We start from the raw sequence: 16,669 nt of genomic DNA on the forward strand, positions 1-16,669 counted from the left end.
CAGCTCGACCAGCCGCGCGTCGAGCAGGCCGGTCTCGCCCGCGTCGGTCATCAGCACGCGCTGGCCGACGCCGGCGTACTGGTCGTCCTGCGAGCCCGGCAGCGGCTGCCACTCGGTGCGGCGCGCCATCCAGACGCGCTCGTCGTCGAAGGCCACGCTGCGCGGATACCGCGTCGGGATCAGCGCCACCGAGGCGCCGCCGTTGGGGAACTCCAGGTGCGCCGCCGCCCAGACCAGGTCGCGCAGGTCGGTCGGGGGCTCGATGTGGATCTCCTTGATCGCGGCGTACGGCACCCAGCAGTAGCGGCCGTTGATCACCGCCTCGAGCACCGGGCCCAGGCGCGAATCGCCGTCGCACAGCCAGTCGAAGGCCTCGCCGTCGATCGTGCCGGCGGTCGCGGGCGCCGCCTCCAGCGCCTGCGCGCGCAGCTGCCGCGCGCCGGCCGCGTCGCCGTCGGCATCCAGCTTGAGCGCATGCACCAGGTTGGCCACCCACTCGGCCGGCTCGCCCATCACCAGCGGCGTGGTGCGGCCCTCGAAGACGGCCTCGCGCACCAGCTCGCACTTGAGCGCCTCGCGGTAGGTGTTGACCATCGCCAGCGTGCCCGCGTCGAGCTCGCCGCAGACCTCCAGCTGCGCGGCCGCCCGCGCCCACTGGCCGGTCAGCGCCAGCAGCTGGAACAGCATCGTGCGCAGCTTGGCGTCCTGCGGCTGCTGGCGCACCTGCGCCTGCGCCGCGGCCAGCGCCTCGGTCGGGCGGCCCGCCGCCAGCAGTTCCTGCACTGCGCTCATCACTTGCTCCCGTGGAAATTCAATCGCGCGCCGGCCCCGGCGCGGCGCCAGGACCGCACGCTCAGGTGAGGTCGTCGTCGAAGGTGTGCGAGCCGCCCATCTGGCCCTTGGCGCTCTGCGGCCGGTACTCGACCGAGACCTTCTGGAAGCTCATCGCGACGCGTTCCACCGGGTTGCCGTGCTCGTCGGCCTCGATGTCGTAGGAGGCGATGCGCGCCTTCTCCAGCGTCAGGCAGAAGTAGTCCTCCTGGGCGCCGCCGGCCTTGCGCAGGTAGAGCTTGGCGCTCTTGACCTCGTCGTTGGTCGCCACGGCGCTCATCAGCGCGGTGGAGCCGCTGTCCAGCCCCTTGAGGATCACCAGCTGGCGGTAGCTGCGCCGGCCGGTCTGCTGGCCGGCGACCGCGTCGCCGGCCGCCCCCACGCCCCAGCTGAAGCCGCGCACGACCAGGTCGTTGGCATGGCCCGCGGCGGTGGATTCGCCCTTGACCTTGCCCGCCCGCTTGAGCGACAGGTCCAGGTACATGTCGGCGCTGCTCGCGCCGCTGGTCAACGAAGTCATCTTGCGCTCCGGCATGGACAACGGATGAGGGCAGGCGCGCCGTCATGCGTTGTCCGAGCGCGACGCGGGGCCCGCGAGGGCCGCCGCGCCGCGGAGGTCCGCGAATCGGGGGAACCGGCCAGCGCCGGCCCCAACCGGCTTAGCGGGTCTCGGTCGTGGCCACGTTCCAGCCGAACTTGACCGCGCCGCCCAGGCCGCCCTTGGCGTCTTGGGCCTTGTATTCGAACTCGATGTCCGCATACGACAGGGCCACGCTCTCGCTGATCTCGCCACCGGCGGAGGCCGACGGGGCGACGTTGGTCACCAGCACTTGCTTGAGGGTGACCTTCAGGAAGTCCTGCTGGCCTTCGCCGGCCTTGCGGCAGGTCAGGACGGCCTGGTCGAAGTGCTTGCCCGAGGCGCAGGCCTTGGCCAGCACCGGGGAGGCCTTGTCGTAGTAGTGCGCGAACACGAACGAGCCCGGGATGCCCTTGCCCTTGCCGGAACCGGTGCCGGCGTTGGCGGTGCTTTCCTGGCGCACGTCCCACGACCAGGCCAGCAGGTCGATCTCGCCCTTGTGGTCCTTGTGGGTGGATTCGCCTTCGACTCCGGCGAACTTCAGATTGGCGTCGATCGTCATGATCGGTTTCTCCTTGATGGACTCTTGAAAACAGCCTCCGCCGCCCAGGGACGGCGGGAGCCGGGGTTGTCGGACCGGACGGCCCGGATGGCAATTGCCTCGAAAGTTCAGAACGGCGCCTTCGACAGCGCTCCCTTGGACACGTCGCGCGTCGATAGCGCGCGATTTCTTGGATTAGCGGTGGTCCTCGTCCTCGCCGGCGCGCGCGCCGCGGTGCCTCACTTGCCCTTTTGCGACGGCAGCGTCGAGACCAGCCGCAGCGACACGGTCAGGCCTTCGAGCTGGTAATGCGGACGCAGGAAGAACTTGGACGAGTAGTAGCCCGGGTTGCCCGGGATCTCCTCGACCACGACCTCCGCGGCGGCCAGCGGCTTTTGCGACTTGGTCGTCTCCGACGAGTTCGCCGGATCGCCGTCGACGTAGTTCATGATCCACTTGTTCAGCCACTTCTCCATGTCGCCGCGCTCCTTGAAGGAGCCCACCTTGTCGCGCACGATGCACTTCAGGTAATGGGCGAAACGGTTGCAGGCGAACAGATACGGCAGCCGCGCGGCCAGGTTGGCGTTGGCGGTGGCGTCCGGGTCGTCGTACTCCGCGGGCTTTTGCAGCGACTGCGCGCCGATGAACGCGGCGAAGTCCGAGTTCTTGCGGTGCACCAGCGGCATGAAGCCGTTCTTGGCCAGCTCCGCCTCGCGGCGGTCGCTGATGGCGATCTCGGTCGGGCACTTCATCGCCACGCCGCCCTCGTCGGTCGGGAAGGTGTGGGCCGGCAGGCCCTCGACCGCGCCGCCCGCCTCCACGCCGCGGATGCGGGTGCACCAGCCGTAGGTCTTGAACGAGCGGTTGATGTTGGTGGCCATCGCGTAGGCCGAGTTGGCCCAGGTGTACTTCGCGTGCTCGCCGCCGCCGGTCTCTTCCTCGAAGTTGAACTCCTCCACGGGGTTCGTCTTCGCGCCGTAGGGCAGCCGGGCCAGGAAACGCGGCATGGCCAGGCCGATGTAGCGCGCGTCGTCCGACTCGCGCAGCGACTTCCAGGCGGCGTACTCGGGCGTGCTGAAGATCTTGGTCAGGTCGCGCGGGTTGGCCAGCTCCTGCCACGAGCCCATCTGCATCAGCGACGGGTTGGCCGCGGCGATGAACGGCGAGTGGGCGGCGGCCGAGACCTTGGCGATCTCGCCCAGCAGCTCGACGTCGGGCGGGCTGTGGTCGAAGTAGTAGTCGCCGACGATGCAGCCGAAGGGCTCGCCGCCGAACTGGCCGAATTCCTCTTCATAGACGCGCTTGAAGATCGGGCTCTGGTCCCAGGCCGTGCCCTTGTAGCGCTTGAGCGTCTTGCCCAGGTCGTTCTTCGAGATGCTCATCACGCGGATCTTGAGCTGCTCGTCGGTCTCGGTGTTGTTGACCAGGTAGTGCAGGCCGCGCCAGGCCGACTCCAGCTGCTGGAACTCGGCGTGGTGCAGGATCGCGTTGACCTGCTCCGAGAGCTTCTTGTCGATCTCCGCGATCATCGACTCGATGGAGACGATGACGTCGCTGCCGATCAGGTTGGTCTGCGACAGCGCCTGCTGCGCCAGCGTCAGCACCGCCTGCTCGACGGCGGACTTGGCCTCGTCGGTCTTGGGCTTGAATTCCTTGTTCAGCAGCGAGGCGAACGCGCCGCCTTCGTACTCGATGCCCTGCAGCGATGGCGAGGCTTGTGCGAGGGTCTCATCGGCCATGGTGCTTGCTCCGTGGGGTCCGTCGATCGGTGGTCTTCACGGCGGCGCGCTTACTGCGCGTCGCCTTCGGGTTTCTGGGCCGAGGCCAGGGACTTCAGCAGCGCCTCGTCCTTGACGACCTTGGCGATGAGCTGCTCGGCGCCGGCCTTGCCGTCCATGTAGGTGATCAGGTTGGCGAGCTGCTGGCGGGCTTCCAGCAGCTGCTTCAGGCCGTCGACCTTGCGCGCCACCGCCGCGGGCGAGAAGTCGTCCATCGATTCGAAGGTCAGGTCCACCATCAGGTTGCCCTCGCCGGTCAGCGTGTTGGGCACCGGGAAGGACACGCGCGGCTTCATCGCCTTCATGCGGGCGTCGAAGTTGTCGACGTCGAAGTCCAGGAACTTGCGGTCCGACACCGGCGGCAGCGGCTCGGTGGGCTTGCCCGACAGGTCCGACAGCACGCCCATCACGAAGGGCAGCTGGACCTTCTTCTCGGCGCCGTAGAGCTCGACGTCGTACTCGATCTGCACGCGCGGGGCGCGATTCCTGGCGATGAACTTCTGGCTGCTGGTGGCCATGGGGTGCTCCTTGAAGCGTGGATCGGGTGAAAGGTCGAAACGGGGGCGCGGGCTCGGGACGTTGCCGGTCACTCGCTGGGCATGCCGGCGAGCTTCTCGATCTCGTGCACGCCCTCGGGGTTGAGGTCGCGCATGATTTCCAGGAAGTTCTTGCTCATCAGCCGCTGCGCGCGCTTGATCAGCAGCGGCGCGGGGTTGCTGGGTTCGTGGCGCTCGATCCAGTCGCACACGCGCTGCAGCGCCCGCACCGCGTCGTCGCGGCTGGCGATCGTGCCCGGCGCGGCGACGGCACCGGCGGCGAAACCGCCGCCGCTGGCCGGCGCGGCGGCCGCGCCGTCGTCGGCCGCGGGCGTCTCGGCGTCCTGCCCGGTGATCTGGCCGGCGGCCGTCGCCAGCGGCTTGAACAGTCGCAGCAGCGGGGAGAAGTCCGGCGCCTGGCCGACGCCCAGGTGGGCCTCGATCGCCTCGACGATGCCCTGCACCGCCGGCAGCGCCTCGCGCAGCCGGCCGGCGAAGGCGGGATCGGCGGCGGCGTGCGCGGCCAGCCCGGCCATCAGGCCCTCGGGCGACGGCACGGCTTCCTCGCCCATCGGATCGGCGTTGCCCAGCGCCAGCTCGACATCGCGCAGCCGGGGGCCGCCGCGCTGGCCGGTCAGGCTGGCGGCGCGCAGGTCGGCGATGGCGGCCGTGCCGCTGATCAGCGGCTGCAGCGCGTTCAGCCGCATCGTCGGGTCGTCGTGATCGGAGGCGTCCAGCTGCGGGTGCACCTGGGCCCATTGGCGTTCCAGCAGGCCGCGGATCAGGGCCAGGCCCTGCAGCGCGGCACCCAGGCCGTGCAGCCGGGCGCCCGAGCGCAGCAGCCAGACGGCCACGCGCAGGTCGCGGGTGCGGCGGGCCAGCGCCAGGGCCTGCTCCTGGACGGCGGACCAGTCCGGGTCCTCGGCGGGGATGACCGTGTCGCCGTACTGCTGCTCCGGCTTGCCCGCGCCCGCCGCTTCGAGGGCGAGGAACGCAGGGTCGTACTCCAGGTCGGCGCCACAAGGGGCGTCGTCCTGCAGCGGGGCAAGCAGCGCGTCGAGGTCGAGGTCAGCCATCGCGTCGGAGGCAGCGGAACAATTGCATGCCACGCACTCTATTGACAGCGGTTGCGGCGCACAGTGGTCGAAAGTCACTTTGGGCGGGGCGCCTCCGCTCAGGCTAGGGATTGCCGCGATCGCGGACCCGGGGTGACGCCGACCGGGCGTTCGGACCCCGGGTCGCCGAGGCCGCCTTCTTGAACGCAGCCGTCAGAAACATTAACAACATGTTTCCGTGCGGGACAAGAACATGGCGCGGTCGCCATACTCCGCCCCCGCAAGACCTGTCCCCGACGCAAGGGACAGGATCACCAGAGGCCGCGCCCATGACCCAGAAGACTTCCTCTCCCCTGTCCGCCCCGCTGCCGCCCGACGCCGGGCGCCGCCAGGCACTCGCCTTCGCGGGGGCGAGCGCGCTCCTGGCCACCCTGTCGGCCTGCGGCGGCGGAGGCGGCGACTCGGCCGGCGCGCCCGCCTCGCCGGCGGCCCCGGCCCCGCCGCCGACGGCGACGGTCAAGCGCGGCCTGGCCTACGACCTGAAGGACGCCGCCGACTTCAACGCGCTGGCCGGCGGCAGCGTCGGCTGGTGGGTCAACTGGGCGCTGCAGCCCAACGCGGCCGTCGTCGCGCAGCCGTCGATCGCCGGCGCGATGGAACACGTGCCGATGCTGTGGAACTTCGACTTCGACACCGCGAAGACCGTCGCGGCGCTGAAGGCGCGGCCGTCGGTGAAGTTCCTGCTGGTGCTCAACGAGCCCAACCTGACCGACCAGGCCAACCTGACGCCCGCCCAGGCCGCCGCCCAGTGGCCGCGCTACGAGGAAGTCGCGCGCCAGACCGGCGTCAAGATCGTCGGCCCGGCGATCACCTGGGGCACGATGACCGGCTACGCCGATCCGGTGGCCTGGATGGACGCCTTCCTCGCCGCCTACCGCGGCGCCAACGGCGGCCGGGACCCGCAGATCGACGCCCTCGCCTTCCACTGGTACGACTACGGCCTGGCCGGCCAGCTCGACCGGCTCGTCAAGTACGGCAAGCCGTTCTGGGTCACCGAGATGGCCAACTGGCATTCGCAGAACGACGGCGCGCAGATCGACAGCGTCGCCCGGCAGAAGGCGCAGATGGCCGAGATGGTCCAGATCTGCGAGTCCCGCGCCGACGTCGTCCGGTATGCCTGGTTCACCGGGCGCTGGTCGCCGGACCCGCATTTCACGAGCCTGCTCGGCGCCTCCGGCGTGCTGACCGAGGTCGGCCAGCAGTACAAGGCGCTGCCCAAGGCTTGACGCGGCCGTCACGCCCGCCAGGGCGCGGGAACCTCGATTGCTGATCCCGGGGCATCACCACTTCACGGAGTTGCCCCCATGAACTTCCAAGTCTCCTCGCATCGCCGCGCCCTGCCCGTCGTCGCCGCCGTCGCGCTCGCCCTGGCCTCGGGCATCGCCGCCGCGCAGGCCACGGCGCCCGCCACCGCGCCCGCTTCGGAAGCGCGCGCCGCCCATGCCGACAGCAGCTTCCTGAAGAACGCCGCCGAGGCCAACTTCGCCGAGATCAACGCCGCCAACATCGCCTTGAAGAAGGCCAGCAGCGCGGACGTGAAGACCTTCGCGCAGAAGATGATCGACGACCACAAGAACGCCGACGCGGACCTGCAGACGCTGGCCGCCAGCAAGGGCGTGAAGCTGCCCACCGACGCGTCGATGGTGCAGAAGGGCAAGGCCAAGATCCTGGAGCAGCGCGACGGCACCAGCTTCGACCACCATTACGCCGAGAACCAGGTGGGCGCGCACAAGGACGCGGTCAAGCTGTTCGAGAAGGCGTCCAAGGACGCCAAGGACGCCGACGTGAAGGCCTGGGCCGCCAAGATGCTGCCGACGTTGCAGCACCATTTGCAGTCCGCGCAGGCGCTCGAGCAGAGCACCAAGGCGGCCGACAAGAAGAAGTGATCCCGGTCAGCGCAGCGCGGCGATCAGCGCCGCCTGCGCGATCCATCGGCGTCGCTCGACGCCGATCTCCTGCCCGCCGGACGTCGCGAGCACCGCCCGCACGTCCAGCACCGGCACCGCCGCGGCCATCGCCAGGCGCCGCGTCACCGCCGCCGGCAGCCCGTGGCAGGCCACCGCGCCGTAGAGCCGGCCCAGCATCCGCCCCACCTCCTCCACCGACGCCCCGCCATCGAGCGCCCGCGCCGGGTCCAGCCGCGTGATCCGCGCGCCGAGCGCCTGTGCCGCCGCGATGAATTGCGGCACCGGTTCGGCCTGCTCGTCGGCGCACAGCACACCCAGGTGGCGCCCCGCCAGCGGCTGGGGCGACACGCCGCCCCGCGCCGCGCGCTCGAGCTGATCGGCCTGTTGCGCCAGCATCGCCGCCGTCGGCGGCAGGACGGACACGGGCGGCGTCGGCAGCGGCGAAGCGGGAGGCGGCATGGTCGGAAGCGGGGCGCGCGGGGCGCGAGGCAGGTGCATGGCGGGGAGCGGCGTCGAGGCGCGGCAGGCGCGCGCCGGCGGCGAGTGGCGGAGCCTAGTCACCTCGCGAGGACACGCGTTGATCGATGTCAACGCCTGGGCCGGGCCGTTTTCGAACTTTTCCGGCCGCTGCCTCATTCGAGCTGTCGTTACCGAACCGTCACCGAGGGTTCACCGACTGTTGCGGGCCGATGTCAAGGATTGGCGTCCCCGTTGCGGGCGCTTCCTAGCATCACCGTCAACCCTTCAACGAGAGACAGTCATGCAAAGCGCCATCGACCCCGACCTGATCGAACGTCCCCGCGATCGCCTGCGCCAGGCCCCGGCCGGCCGACTGCGCATCGCCTCTCCGGCCGACCAGGATCCCCCGGTCGCCCGTCCTCCCGTCCTCGCCCCGGCCGCGCCCGAACTGCGCGTGCTGCGCCGCCCGCCGGCGCAGGACCCGCTGACCAACGAACCGCGCATCCATCAACGCGATCCGCACGAGCGCATGCTCGAGGTGATGCGCGTGATCCGCGACATCGTGCAGCCGGCCGCCAAGGTCGTGCGCGCCGGCGACATGATCTACCGCGCCGGCCAGCCCTTCAACACCGTCTACCTGATCAATGCCGGCGCGTTCAAGCTGGTCAGCCGCAGCCTGGACGGGCGCGAGCAGATCGTCAGCCTGAAGTTCCGCGGCGACTGGCTGGGCTTCAGCGGCATCGCCGACGGCCGCCATCCGAGCGACGCGGTCGCGATGGACACCGGCAACATCTCGATCATTCCCTACGAGACGCTGACCGCCGCCTGCGCCCGCCACCCCGAGATGATGGCCATCGTCCACGAGGCGCTGAGCACCGAGATCACCCATGAGCGGCAGTCGCTGATGTCGGTCTGCACGCTGGCCTCGCTGGCCCGGGTGGCGGCCTTCCTGTGCGCCTGGGCGCGCAGCATGCACCAGCGCGGCCTGCGCGCCGACGAACTGACGCTGCGGATGACCCGCGCCGACCTGGGCAACTACCTCGGCATGACGCTGGAGACCGTCAGCCGCTGCCTGTCCAAGCTCAGCCGCCTGGGCCTGATCCGGTTCGGCGAACGCGGCCGCCGCCAGATCTCGATCCCGAGCCTGCAGCGCCTGGAGCAGTTCGTGATCGGCGGCTCCCTGTCCGAGGACCTGTCCCAGGTCCAGTGACCCGTCGCCCTCAGCGCGACATCACCTTCGCGATCGCCCGCGCCAGCGCGGCGCGATCGTAGGGCTTGGGCAGCAGCTCCCAGCCCAGCGCGGCCTCCGGTCCGGAGGCCAGCAGTTCCGCCGAGAAGCCCGACATCAGCAGCACCGCGGTGTCGGGCCATTCCTTCTGGACCCGCGACGCCAGCTCGGTCCCCCGCATGCCGGCGCCCAGCGCGATGTCGCTCAGCAGCAACTGCGGCAGCTCGCGGCCCGCGTCACGGCTCGCCGAGTCCTGCAGATGCCGCAGCGCCTCCTCGCCGCTGACGCAGGCCGTCACGCGGCAGCGCAGGTCGGTCAGGAAACGCCGCGCGACGGCGCGCACCTCCGGGTCGTCCTCGACCAGCAGCACCCGCAAGCCTTCGGGCACCGCGTCGGCGGCGACGTCGCCGTCCACGGCCTCGTGCGCCGCCTCGGGCGGTTGCGGCAGGATCAGCGTGAGCGTCGTGCCCCGCCCCGTCGCGCTGTCGATGGCGACGGCGCCGCGCGACTGCCGCGCGAAGCCGTAGACCGTGCTCAGCCCGAGCCCGGTTCCGCGCCCGGCCTGCTTGGTCGTGAAGAACGGTTCGAAGGCCCGCTCCTTCACGCCGTCCGGCATGCCCGTTCCGCTGTCCGTCACGGCGATGCGCACGTACCGCGCCCCGGCGTCGGCCGCCTCCTCGTCCAGCTCGCGCTGGAGCTCCGGCGGCACGGCCGCCAGCGGCGCCGCCTCGAAGACCAGTTCGCCGCCCTCGGGCATCGCGTCGCGCGCGTTGATCGCGATGTTCAGCAGCGCCGACTCCAGTTGCGCCGGATCGGCCTGCACGTCGGGGCAACCGGGCGCCACGTCGATGCGGATGCGGATGCGCTGGTCGAGCGTGCGGCGCAGCATGTCGGCCAGCGAGCGCATCATCGCGGCCACGTCGACGCTGGCCGGCTGCAGCATCTGCCGCCGCGAGAACGCCAGCAGCTTGCCGGTCAGCTCCGCGCCGCGGCGCGACGCGCGCGTGGCCGCCGCCACCAGCTGCGGCGCGAAACCGTCGTCGCTCACCGCCGGCAGGTCGGCCAGCACCTGCAGGTTGCCCTGGATGACGGTGAGCAGGTTGTTGAAGTCGTGCGCGATGCCGCCCGTGAGCTGCCCGACGGCTTCCAGCCGCTGCGAGTGGTGCAGCGCCTCCTCGGTCTGCGCGCGCTGCAGGCAGGTGCCGAGCAGGTTGGCCACCGATTCCAGGAAACGCAGCTCCGCGTCGCCGAAGCGCTTGGCCTGCCGCGACCGCACGGTCAGCGTGCCGACCGGCCGGCCGCGGTCCGACAGCGGCACCGCCAGCGCGGACACCAGCCCGGCGCGGCGGTACGACGCGGGCACGACGAAGCGCGTCTCGGTGCCGTAGTCCTCGACCACCACCGGCCGCCCCTGCGCCAGCACGAATCCCTGGGGCTGGTCCGGCAGGCTGGGCACGACGCCGCCGAAGCCCTCCTCCTCGAGCAGCCCGACGCCGCCGGCCACCCGCAGCGCGGTGCGGTCGGGCGTGAGCAAGAACACGATGGCCATGTCGGCCTCGAGCGCCCGCGCCGCGATCGACGGCGCCTGGCGCAGTACTTCCTGGGGGTCGAGCGAATCGACGGCGACCCGGCCGAGCTGGGCCAGGTGCTCGCTGTAGCGGGCGCGCTGCAGCGCCTGGCGCACGCGCGGGTACTCGGCCACGCTGCGGATCGACGCCATCGTGTAGGGCAGCCCGAGCGGCTGCAGCGGGCTCAGCGCGATCTCGACCAGCACCTCCGAGCCGTCGCGGCGGCGCGCGACGAGCTCGGTGGCGGTGCCGCCCATCGGACGCGCGCGCGGCGCGCCCTCGTAGGCCCGGCGATACGCCGCGTGACGCGGCCGGATGCTGTCGGGCACCAGCATCTCGATCGGCGCGCCGACCAGCTCGTCCATCGGATACCCGAGCAGTTGCAGCGCCGTCGGATTGGCCAGCCGGATCAGCCCGTCATCGTCGACCAGCACCAGCCCGTCCGGCGAGGCGGCGAAGAGCGCCCGGAACACCGCGTGTTCGTCGACGCCGGACGGCCAGTCGCTCATCGCGCGCCTCAGGTCGAGAGCGTCGAGGTGACCCTCGGCGCGAACAGGTAGCCGGCGCCCCGCACCGACTTGATCCATTGCCCCTCGCCCGACTCGGCGCCGAGCTTGCGGCGCAGGCGGCCGACCTGCACGTCGATCGTGCGGTCGAACGGGCCCGACTCGCGCCCGCGGGTGTGCTCCAGCAGGAAGTCGCGCGACAGCACGCGTCCCGGATGCAGCAGGAAGGTATGCAGCAGGTCGAATTCGCCGGTCGTCAGCGCGACCTCGTCGCCGTCCGGGCCGGTGACCTGGCGCGCGGCGATGTCCACGGTCCAGCCCTCGAAGTGCAGGCGCTCGCGGCCGGCGGACAGGTCGTGCACGAACTCGCCCGCGGGGCTCGCCGCGCCTGGGGCGCCAAATGCGCCGGTCGCGCTCGCGGAGGCGGGGTCCGGCGCCGGTGCCGGCGCCATGCGTCTGAGCACCGCCTTCACCCGCGCGACCAGCTCGCGCAGGTCGAAGGGCTTGGTCACGTAGTCGTCCGCGCCGATCTCCAGCCCGACGACCTTGTCCACCGCGTCGCCGCGTCCGGTGACGATCACCAGTCCGCAGCGCCAGTGCTCGCGCAGCTGGCGCGCGATCACGAAACCGTCCTCGCCCGGCAGGCCGAGGTCGAGCAGCACCAGGTCCGGCGCGTCGGTCGCCATCAGGTCCATCAGCGCGCGGCCGTCGTGCAGCTGCGTCGTGCGGAACCCGTGCGAGCCCAGGTAACCCGCCAGCAGCAGGGTGATGTCGGGCTCGTCGTCGAGGATCGCCAGGTGCGCCGGCGCGGGCGCGCGGGCGGCGGTCGTGGCAGCGGGCGGCAAGGTTCCGGGGGTGGTCATCGGGGTCGCATTCTAGGAGGCGCCTCCGGGACGGCGCGACCTCGTGCTCAGCGGACGTCGGCGCGGATCAGCCGCTCCAGCGTGCGCGTCAGCCGGTCCAGGTCGATCGGCTTGACCATGTGCTCGTCGAAGCCGCTGCCCAGCGCCTTGTCGCGGTCCGAGGCCTGGCCGTAGCCGGTCAGCGCGATCAGCCGCGGCGCGGCCTCGCCAAGCTCGCGGTGGATCAGCGTGGCGAGCTGGTAGCCGTCGATCACCGGCATGCCGATGTCCAGCACCGCCGCGTCGAAACGCGACGCGTGCAGGCGGTCCAGCGCCTCCTGCGGCAGCGTCGTCGTGACCACGTCGTAGCCGGCGTAGCGCAGCGCCAGGCCCAGCGTCTCGGCGGCGTCGCGGTTGTCGTCCACCACCAGCACCCGCCCCTGCACCGGCGGCAGCGTGTCCAGCGCCTCGGCGGCCGGGCCGGGATCGGGCGGCACGGCATGGATCTCGGCCGGCAGCGTGACCCGGAAGGTCGCGCCCTGCCCCGGTCCGGCGCTGCGGACCGCGACCTGGCCGTGATGCATCTCGACCAGCTGCTTGACGATCGCCAGCCCGATGCCGAGCCCGCCCTTGGAGCGGTCCAGCGTCGTCGAGCCCTGCTCGAACAGCTCGAACACCCGCGGCAGCATGTCCGCGTCGATGCCCGCGCCGTTGTCCTCCACCTCGATCACCAGCGCGCCGCCCTCGGCGCGCGCGGCCACGCGGATCTCGCCGTTGGTCGGCGTGTACTTGGCGGCGTTGCTGAGCAGGTTCACGACGACCTGCCGCAGCCGCGCCCGGTCGCCCACCAGGTGCAGCTCCGGGCCGACCTCGCAGGCCACGCGCAGCTGATGGTTGCGTTCCTCGAGCAGCGGGCTCACGCCCTCGATCGCGTCGGAGAGCAGGAACTGCACGTCGACCGGCTCGCGCGACAGCTCGATCTTGCCGCGCGTGATGCGGGTGATGTCGAGCAGGTCGTCGACCAGCTTGGACAGGTGGCCGACCTGGCGCTCGATGATCTCGTGCTCGCGCGAGAGCTGGCCGGTCTGCAGCCGGATCAGGTGCAGCGCCGTCGAGATCGGCGCCAGCGGATTGCGCAGCTCGTGGCCGAGCATGGCCAGGAACTCGTCCTTGGCGCTGGCGGCGCGTTCGCGCTCATGGTCCAGCCGCGCGGCGTGCAGCCCGGTCGAGGCCAGCGTCGCCGCGGCGCGCATGAACGCGCTCTGGTGCGCGGACGGGAAGTCGGGCCGCGACGAGCCGAACCACAGGCTGCCGGCCCGGCCCGCCGGGCCCAGGTACAGGCGCACGACGCGCAGCGTGCCCAGCGGCGATTCCAGCGGGGTCGCGGTCTCGGCCATGTCGGGCATCTGGCGGCAGGCGTCGATGAAGTCGGTCCAGGCCTCATGCGACACGCGCACGCCGCCCAGCTGCAGCAGCGTCGTGGCGGAGGCCTCGGGCACCAGCGGCGCGTGCACCAGGCACACGGCGGTGCCGACGATGCGATTGACCGCCTCGGTCGTCAGTTGCAGCACGGTGGCGGCGTCGCGCCCCACCCAAAGCGCCGGCAGCGCCAGCAACCCCATCAGGTCGCGCAGCGCCCGGTCGGCGGCGGACGGTTCTCTTTCTCGGGACATCGTCGTCATTCGGCGCGCCGGCTCCTGCCTGGCACTGGAAGCGCCGCCGGTGCGAGCCGCCCGCGGCGCCGGCCGGTGGCGCGGCGCGCGGACAACTCGCGCAGCATTTCCGCCGGCGGGGTGAAGAACGGATTCTCGCGCAGCACGCCGCCGATCATCGTGAGCGGATGCGTCCGCAGCAGGTCCATCATCGTGGCCCCGTCCAGCGGCGCGAGGTCGTAGACGCAGATCGCCGGACACCGGTTCGTGTCCAGCACCTCGTTCAGGCGCGCCTCGTACTCCAGCAGATCCATCCGGTCGATGCCGTGACGCACCGCCCAGCCCATCTGCGTCATGACGCGCAGCCCGCCGGATTCGGATCCGGCGCCGTCCCCGTCCCCGCCGACTTCGGCGGTGGCCCGGTCCATCGCCGCCAGCAGGTCGTCGACATCCAGGCCGCCCGGCTCCGGCGGCCAGGGCCGCACGCGCAACTGCCCGCGGTGCTCGCAGCCGGCCACGTCGATGCCCGCGGCGGCCAGGCCGGCCCGGTGTTCGTCCAGCGTGGACGGCGCGACCAGGTGCAGGCTGCGTTCGCCGCGCTCCAGCGCCTCCCGGTGGAACGGCGCCAGCACCTGGGACGCCTCCTCCCGGCTGTCGAAGAAGGCGCAAATGTGGAAATGGGTTGTGATCACTGCTCTCTCACAACGCCCGGGGCGGCATGGCGCCGGGCGTCCTCCGACCCGAGTTGAAACGGCCAGTGTGCTGACTCTTTTGGGTTGACCCATTGATGTTAGCCTTGAAGCAGGTGTACGTAATGCGACCAGAAGCGGCGCTGATCGAACAGAACAGGTTCGGCCAGCCGTTTGCCTGTTGCGGGACGTCATCTTTCGAGGAGTCACACCATGGAACCCGTCGTCCACCCGTTCTCGGCGCTGTTCGAGCAGTTGGGCCTGCCCGCCGCCGAAGCCGACATCCGCGCCTTCATCGAGCGCCATCGCCCGCTGCCGGGCGAAACCCGGGTGCAGGACGCGCCGTTCTGGACGCCGTCGCAGGCCAAGACGCTGCGCGACATGTGGCTCGAGGACGCGGACTGGGCCGAGGTCGTCGACCAACTCAACCTCGCCTTGCATTGATTTGACGAATCCGGGGTCGCGGCGCCCCGGCGGAGGACCCGACAGAGGTCCCCGGACACCACAGGGATGGACATGCAACACACACTCGACGACGCCGTCGGCTCGAGCGCGCCCGCCGTGGCCGCGATGACGGATCCCGCCGCGGCCGGCGCCACGGAAGGCGGACGCACCGGCCTGCGGGACCGGTGGACCCAGCCGGCGCTGCGGCTGCTGGGCGTGGCGACGGTCGTGATGCTCGCGGGGCTGATCGTGGTCTGGGTGATGGCCTGGACCTGCAGCGACCCGGCCAACCTGCTGAAGACGATTCCCGAGGCGACGCATTTCGAGATGCGCGAGGTGCCGTCCGGCGATCCCAAGGCGCGCGGCTTCGACGGCCGGCTCGTCGACGCGCGCGACCGGCTCGCGCTGCCGGCCTTCGTCCGGACCCCGGTGCACAACGCGCTGTATAAGGTCGCGGAGAGTGCTAAGCGCTTGATTTGACGAGACTTCTGCGGCGCACCGTATGCGGCCACTGTAGGAGCGACTGTATCACCGCCCGGCTAGGACAATGCCGGACGAAGATGGACACCGGGGGACAACAAGCGCTCGCCATCTACCCTGCCTTCGGGCTGGGCTTCGTACCGATCCAGATTGCGAGCCCCCAAATGCCGCTCACGTCGTCCGTCAGAATGATGTTCGTGAACGGAATGCCGGCGTGCGCAAGGGCGACCATGAGGAGTTGCTTTTCAGGGGTAGGTTCGCCACTGACCTCAATGCCCACTTGCGCATTGCTCATTCCCCCAAAGTATCTCGCCTCGTGGCCGGCCGCCTCAATCGCTTCGGATATCTGCTTTTGGAAAGCTGACGGCTCAGCTTCATGTCGGTTGTGGCACACCCAAATGGACATCCTAGGTTGTCCTTGAAGCGCCTGCACAAGTTGGTCGCGTTGCTTAGAGGTCAGACTACGCGCTTCGAGTTGAGATACCAGGTACCGATTCAGCCTAGCAGTTGCAATACGGTTAACGATGGGCCCAACTGCCGCGATGCAGCCGGCCACTATTGCCGTAAGGGTCCATCCGTATCCACCAGCAAATGCTGCCAGCGTTCCGGCAAAGACCGCCGCCAGAAAGGCCACACGGTCGACAACCTTCCAAATCTTCATTTCCCCTCCCCAAGGTCTGCAACGATAGATCAGGACAGCGCGGTGCGAAGCACAAGTGCCGCCTGTTGCGCCACGAGATCAACCTTGGCATCAATTATTTCTTGCCATGCCGGATGGGAAACGTTGTTCAACGTATTTGGCAAACCTAGGTAGGTCAAGTAGAGCTCGGTTTGACTCTGAGGCTGCCCCGTGTGAGCAACGAGGTGCCGAAGAAGCTTGGCCTCGGTTCGAGGATGGGGAGCTTGCGTCGGGGATTTATAGGCCGGATAGGAGATTGCGCAATTCGTCTTCGGATGTGTGAGTTCGATGATCTGAAAGAAGAGCATGATCTTCAACGATGAATCTTTGGCGTCGCATGCAAGCCGCCAGAAACGAGCCTGAAGCTCCGCAGCCTGAGTCCACACCAAGGGCGTCAATTCACCCGGCAAATTGCCTTGAATGTCGGTGGAATTACTGAGGGAAGACCCGGCCGTGCGTCGTTCCATTTCGGCTTGAACTCGCACCACCGTAAAGAAGAAGACTCGATCAAGCTCTCGTGTCACCTGAGGTGTAGTAGAAGGGTCCTCGGGTGTCTGTGACTCCACCGAGAGGATCACCCCCTCGTCGGTTTGGGCGATTGCCATCGTGGGCGGAAGAATGCTGATGACCGACGCAAGCGAAAGGGAGTGCTTGGTTGGAAACGTGAGTCGGTAACGGGTGAAGGTGGTCATTTGCGTTCCCAAGGCTTGCACCCGAGTACTTTATGGCCTCCGTACGATCATGGGGTCTTGCCGATTTGGGGGCTTGGTCAATTCTGCGGCAGCGTGAATGAAACCGCGCACACGTAAGACGCAGGGATACGGCTCGGCAAAGTAG

18 protein-coding genes are annotated in these 16,669 nt (G+C 70.0%); 5 read left to right on the plus strand and 13 right to left on the minus strand.

Going from position 1 to position 16,669, the window contains the following annotated elements:
• The 6 genes from N5D62_RS18875 to tssA form a co-directional block, all read right to left on the minus strand.
• Positions 1–792, minus strand: a 792-nt coding sequence (locus N5D62_RS18875) for a type VI secretion system accessory protein TagJ (RefSeq protein ID WP_279759418.1), incomplete at its 3' end; no start/stop codon positions are given.
• A gap of 61 nt (positions 793–853) precedes the next feature.
• The gene (locus N5D62_RS18880) at positions 854–1,351 is read right to left on the minus strand and encodes a type VI secretion system tube protein Hcp (RefSeq protein WP_279759419.1); all 498 of its coding nucleotides are present in this window, start codon (positions 1,349–1,351) and stop codon (positions 854–856) included.
• A 139-nt stretch (positions 1,352–1,490) separates the two neighbouring features.
• Positions 1,491–1,970 carry a type VI secretion system tube protein Hcp gene (locus N5D62_RS18885; protein ID WP_279759420.1) on the minus strand — a complete coding sequence of 160 codons (480 nt, stop codon included), beginning with the start codon at positions 1,968–1,970 and terminating at the stop codon, positions 1,491–1,493.
• A 218-nt stretch (positions 1,971–2,188) separates the two neighbouring features.
• Positions 2,189–3,688: a type VI secretion system contractile sheath large subunit gene (tssC, locus tag N5D62_RS18890; RefSeq protein WP_279759421.1), complete on the minus strand. Its 1,500-nt coding sequence runs from the start codon at positions 3,686–3,688 to the stop codon at positions 2,189–2,191.
• Positions 3,689–3,738: 50 nt separating this feature from the next.
• On the minus strand, positions 3,739–4,245 hold the full coding sequence (gene tssB, locus N5D62_RS18895) for a type VI secretion system contractile sheath small subunit (protein WP_279759422.1): 507 nt from the start codon (positions 4,243–4,245) through the stop codon (positions 3,739–3,741).
• A 68-nt stretch (positions 4,246–4,313) separates the two neighbouring features.
• Positions 4,314–5,339: a type VI secretion system protein TssA gene (gene tssA / locus N5D62_RS18900; RefSeq protein WP_279759423.1), complete on the minus strand. Its 1,026-nt coding sequence runs from the start codon at positions 5,337–5,339 to the stop codon at positions 4,314–4,316.
• 308 nt (positions 5,340–5,647) lie between these two features.
• On the opposite strand from tssA, the gene N5D62_RS18905 reads away from it, so the two are divergent.
• A complete protein-coding gene (locus tag N5D62_RS18905; RefSeq protein ID WP_279759424.1) occupies positions 5,648–6,604 on the plus strand; it encodes a glycosyl hydrolase in 957 nt (318 codons plus the stop codon).
• Between the two features lie 78 nt (positions 6,605–6,682).
• The gene (locus N5D62_RS18910) at positions 6,683–7,264 is read left to right on the plus strand and encodes a DUF4142 domain-containing protein (RefSeq protein WP_279759425.1); all 582 of its coding nucleotides are present in this window, start codon (positions 6,683–6,685) and stop codon (positions 7,262–7,264) included.
• 6 nt (positions 7,265–7,270) lie between these two features.
• Here N5D62_RS18910 and N5D62_RS18915 read toward each other — a convergent pair whose 3' ends face one another.
• Positions 7,271–7,744, minus strand: coding sequence for a hypothetical protein (locus N5D62_RS18915; RefSeq protein WP_279759426.1), 474 nt, complete (start codon positions 7,742–7,744; stop codon positions 7,271–7,273).
• 301 nt (positions 7,745–8,045) lie between these two features.
• Between N5D62_RS18915 and N5D62_RS18920 the strand changes: the two genes are divergently transcribed.
• Positions 8,046–8,954, plus strand: a complete 909-nt coding sequence (locus N5D62_RS18920) for a helix-turn-helix domain-containing protein (protein WP_279759427.1) — start codon at positions 8,046–8,048, stop codon at positions 8,952–8,954.
• A gap of 10 nt (positions 8,955–8,964) precedes the next feature.
• On the opposite strand, the gene N5D62_RS18925 is transcribed toward N5D62_RS18920, so the two are convergent.
• The 4 genes from N5D62_RS18925 to N5D62_RS18940 are packed head-to-tail and all read right to left on the minus strand — an operon-like array spanning position 8,965 to position 14,232.
• Complete coding sequence (locus N5D62_RS18925; RefSeq protein WP_279759428.1) at positions 8,965–11,049, minus strand: GAF domain-containing protein; 2,085 nt, start codon at positions 11,047–11,049, stop codon at positions 8,965–8,967.
• Positions 11,050–11,057: 8 nt separating this feature from the next.
• Positions 11,058–11,909, minus strand: a complete 852-nt coding sequence (locus N5D62_RS18930) for a response regulator transcription factor (protein WP_279759430.1) — start codon at positions 11,907–11,909, stop codon at positions 11,058–11,060.
• Positions 11,910–11,956: 47 nt separating this feature from the next.
• Complete coding sequence (locus N5D62_RS18935) at positions 11,957–13,570, minus strand: hybrid sensor histidine kinase/response regulator (RefSeq protein ID WP_279759431.1); 1,614 nt, start codon at positions 13,568–13,570, stop codon at positions 11,957–11,959.
• Positions 13,567–14,232, minus strand: a complete 666-nt coding sequence (locus N5D62_RS18940) for an MEDS domain-containing protein (RefSeq protein ID WP_279759432.1) — start codon at positions 14,230–14,232, stop codon at positions 13,567–13,569. The genes N5D62_RS18935 and N5D62_RS18940 overlap by 4 nt, the downstream gene beginning before the upstream one ends.
• 210 nt (positions 14,233–14,442) lie before the next feature.
• Between N5D62_RS18940 and N5D62_RS18945 the strand changes: the two genes are divergently transcribed.
• The gene (locus N5D62_RS18945) at positions 14,443–14,673 is read left to right on the plus strand and encodes a DUF2789 domain-containing protein (RefSeq protein WP_279759433.1); all 231 of its coding nucleotides are present in this window, start codon (positions 14,443–14,445) and stop codon (positions 14,671–14,673) included.
• Positions 14,674–14,745: 72 nt separating this feature from the next.
• A complete protein-coding gene (locus N5D62_RS18950; protein ID WP_279759434.1) occupies positions 14,746–15,153 on the plus strand; it encodes a hypothetical protein in 408 nt (135 codons plus the stop codon).
• A 112-nt stretch (positions 15,154–15,265) separates the two neighbouring features.
• On the opposite strand, the gene N5D62_RS18955 is transcribed toward N5D62_RS18950, so the two are convergent.
• Together N5D62_RS18955 and N5D62_RS18960 are read right to left on the minus strand one after the other, a co-directional pair.
• Positions 15,266–15,814, minus strand: a complete 549-nt coding sequence (locus tag N5D62_RS18955) for a hypothetical protein (protein ID WP_279759435.1) — start codon at positions 15,812–15,814, stop codon at positions 15,266–15,268.
• Between the two features lie 29 nt (positions 15,815–15,843).
• Positions 15,844–16,524, minus strand: a complete 681-nt coding sequence (locus N5D62_RS18960; RefSeq protein WP_279759436.1) for a hypothetical protein — start codon at positions 16,522–16,524, stop codon at positions 15,844–15,846.
• Positions 16,525–16,669 lie beyond the last annotated feature (145 nt).

Origin of the sequence: Mitsuaria sp. GD03876, assembly GCF_029840635.1 — a bacterium.
In the GTDB taxonomy this organism is placed as follows: domain Bacteria; phylum Pseudomonadota; class Gammaproteobacteria; order Burkholderiales; family Burkholderiaceae_C; genus Roseateles.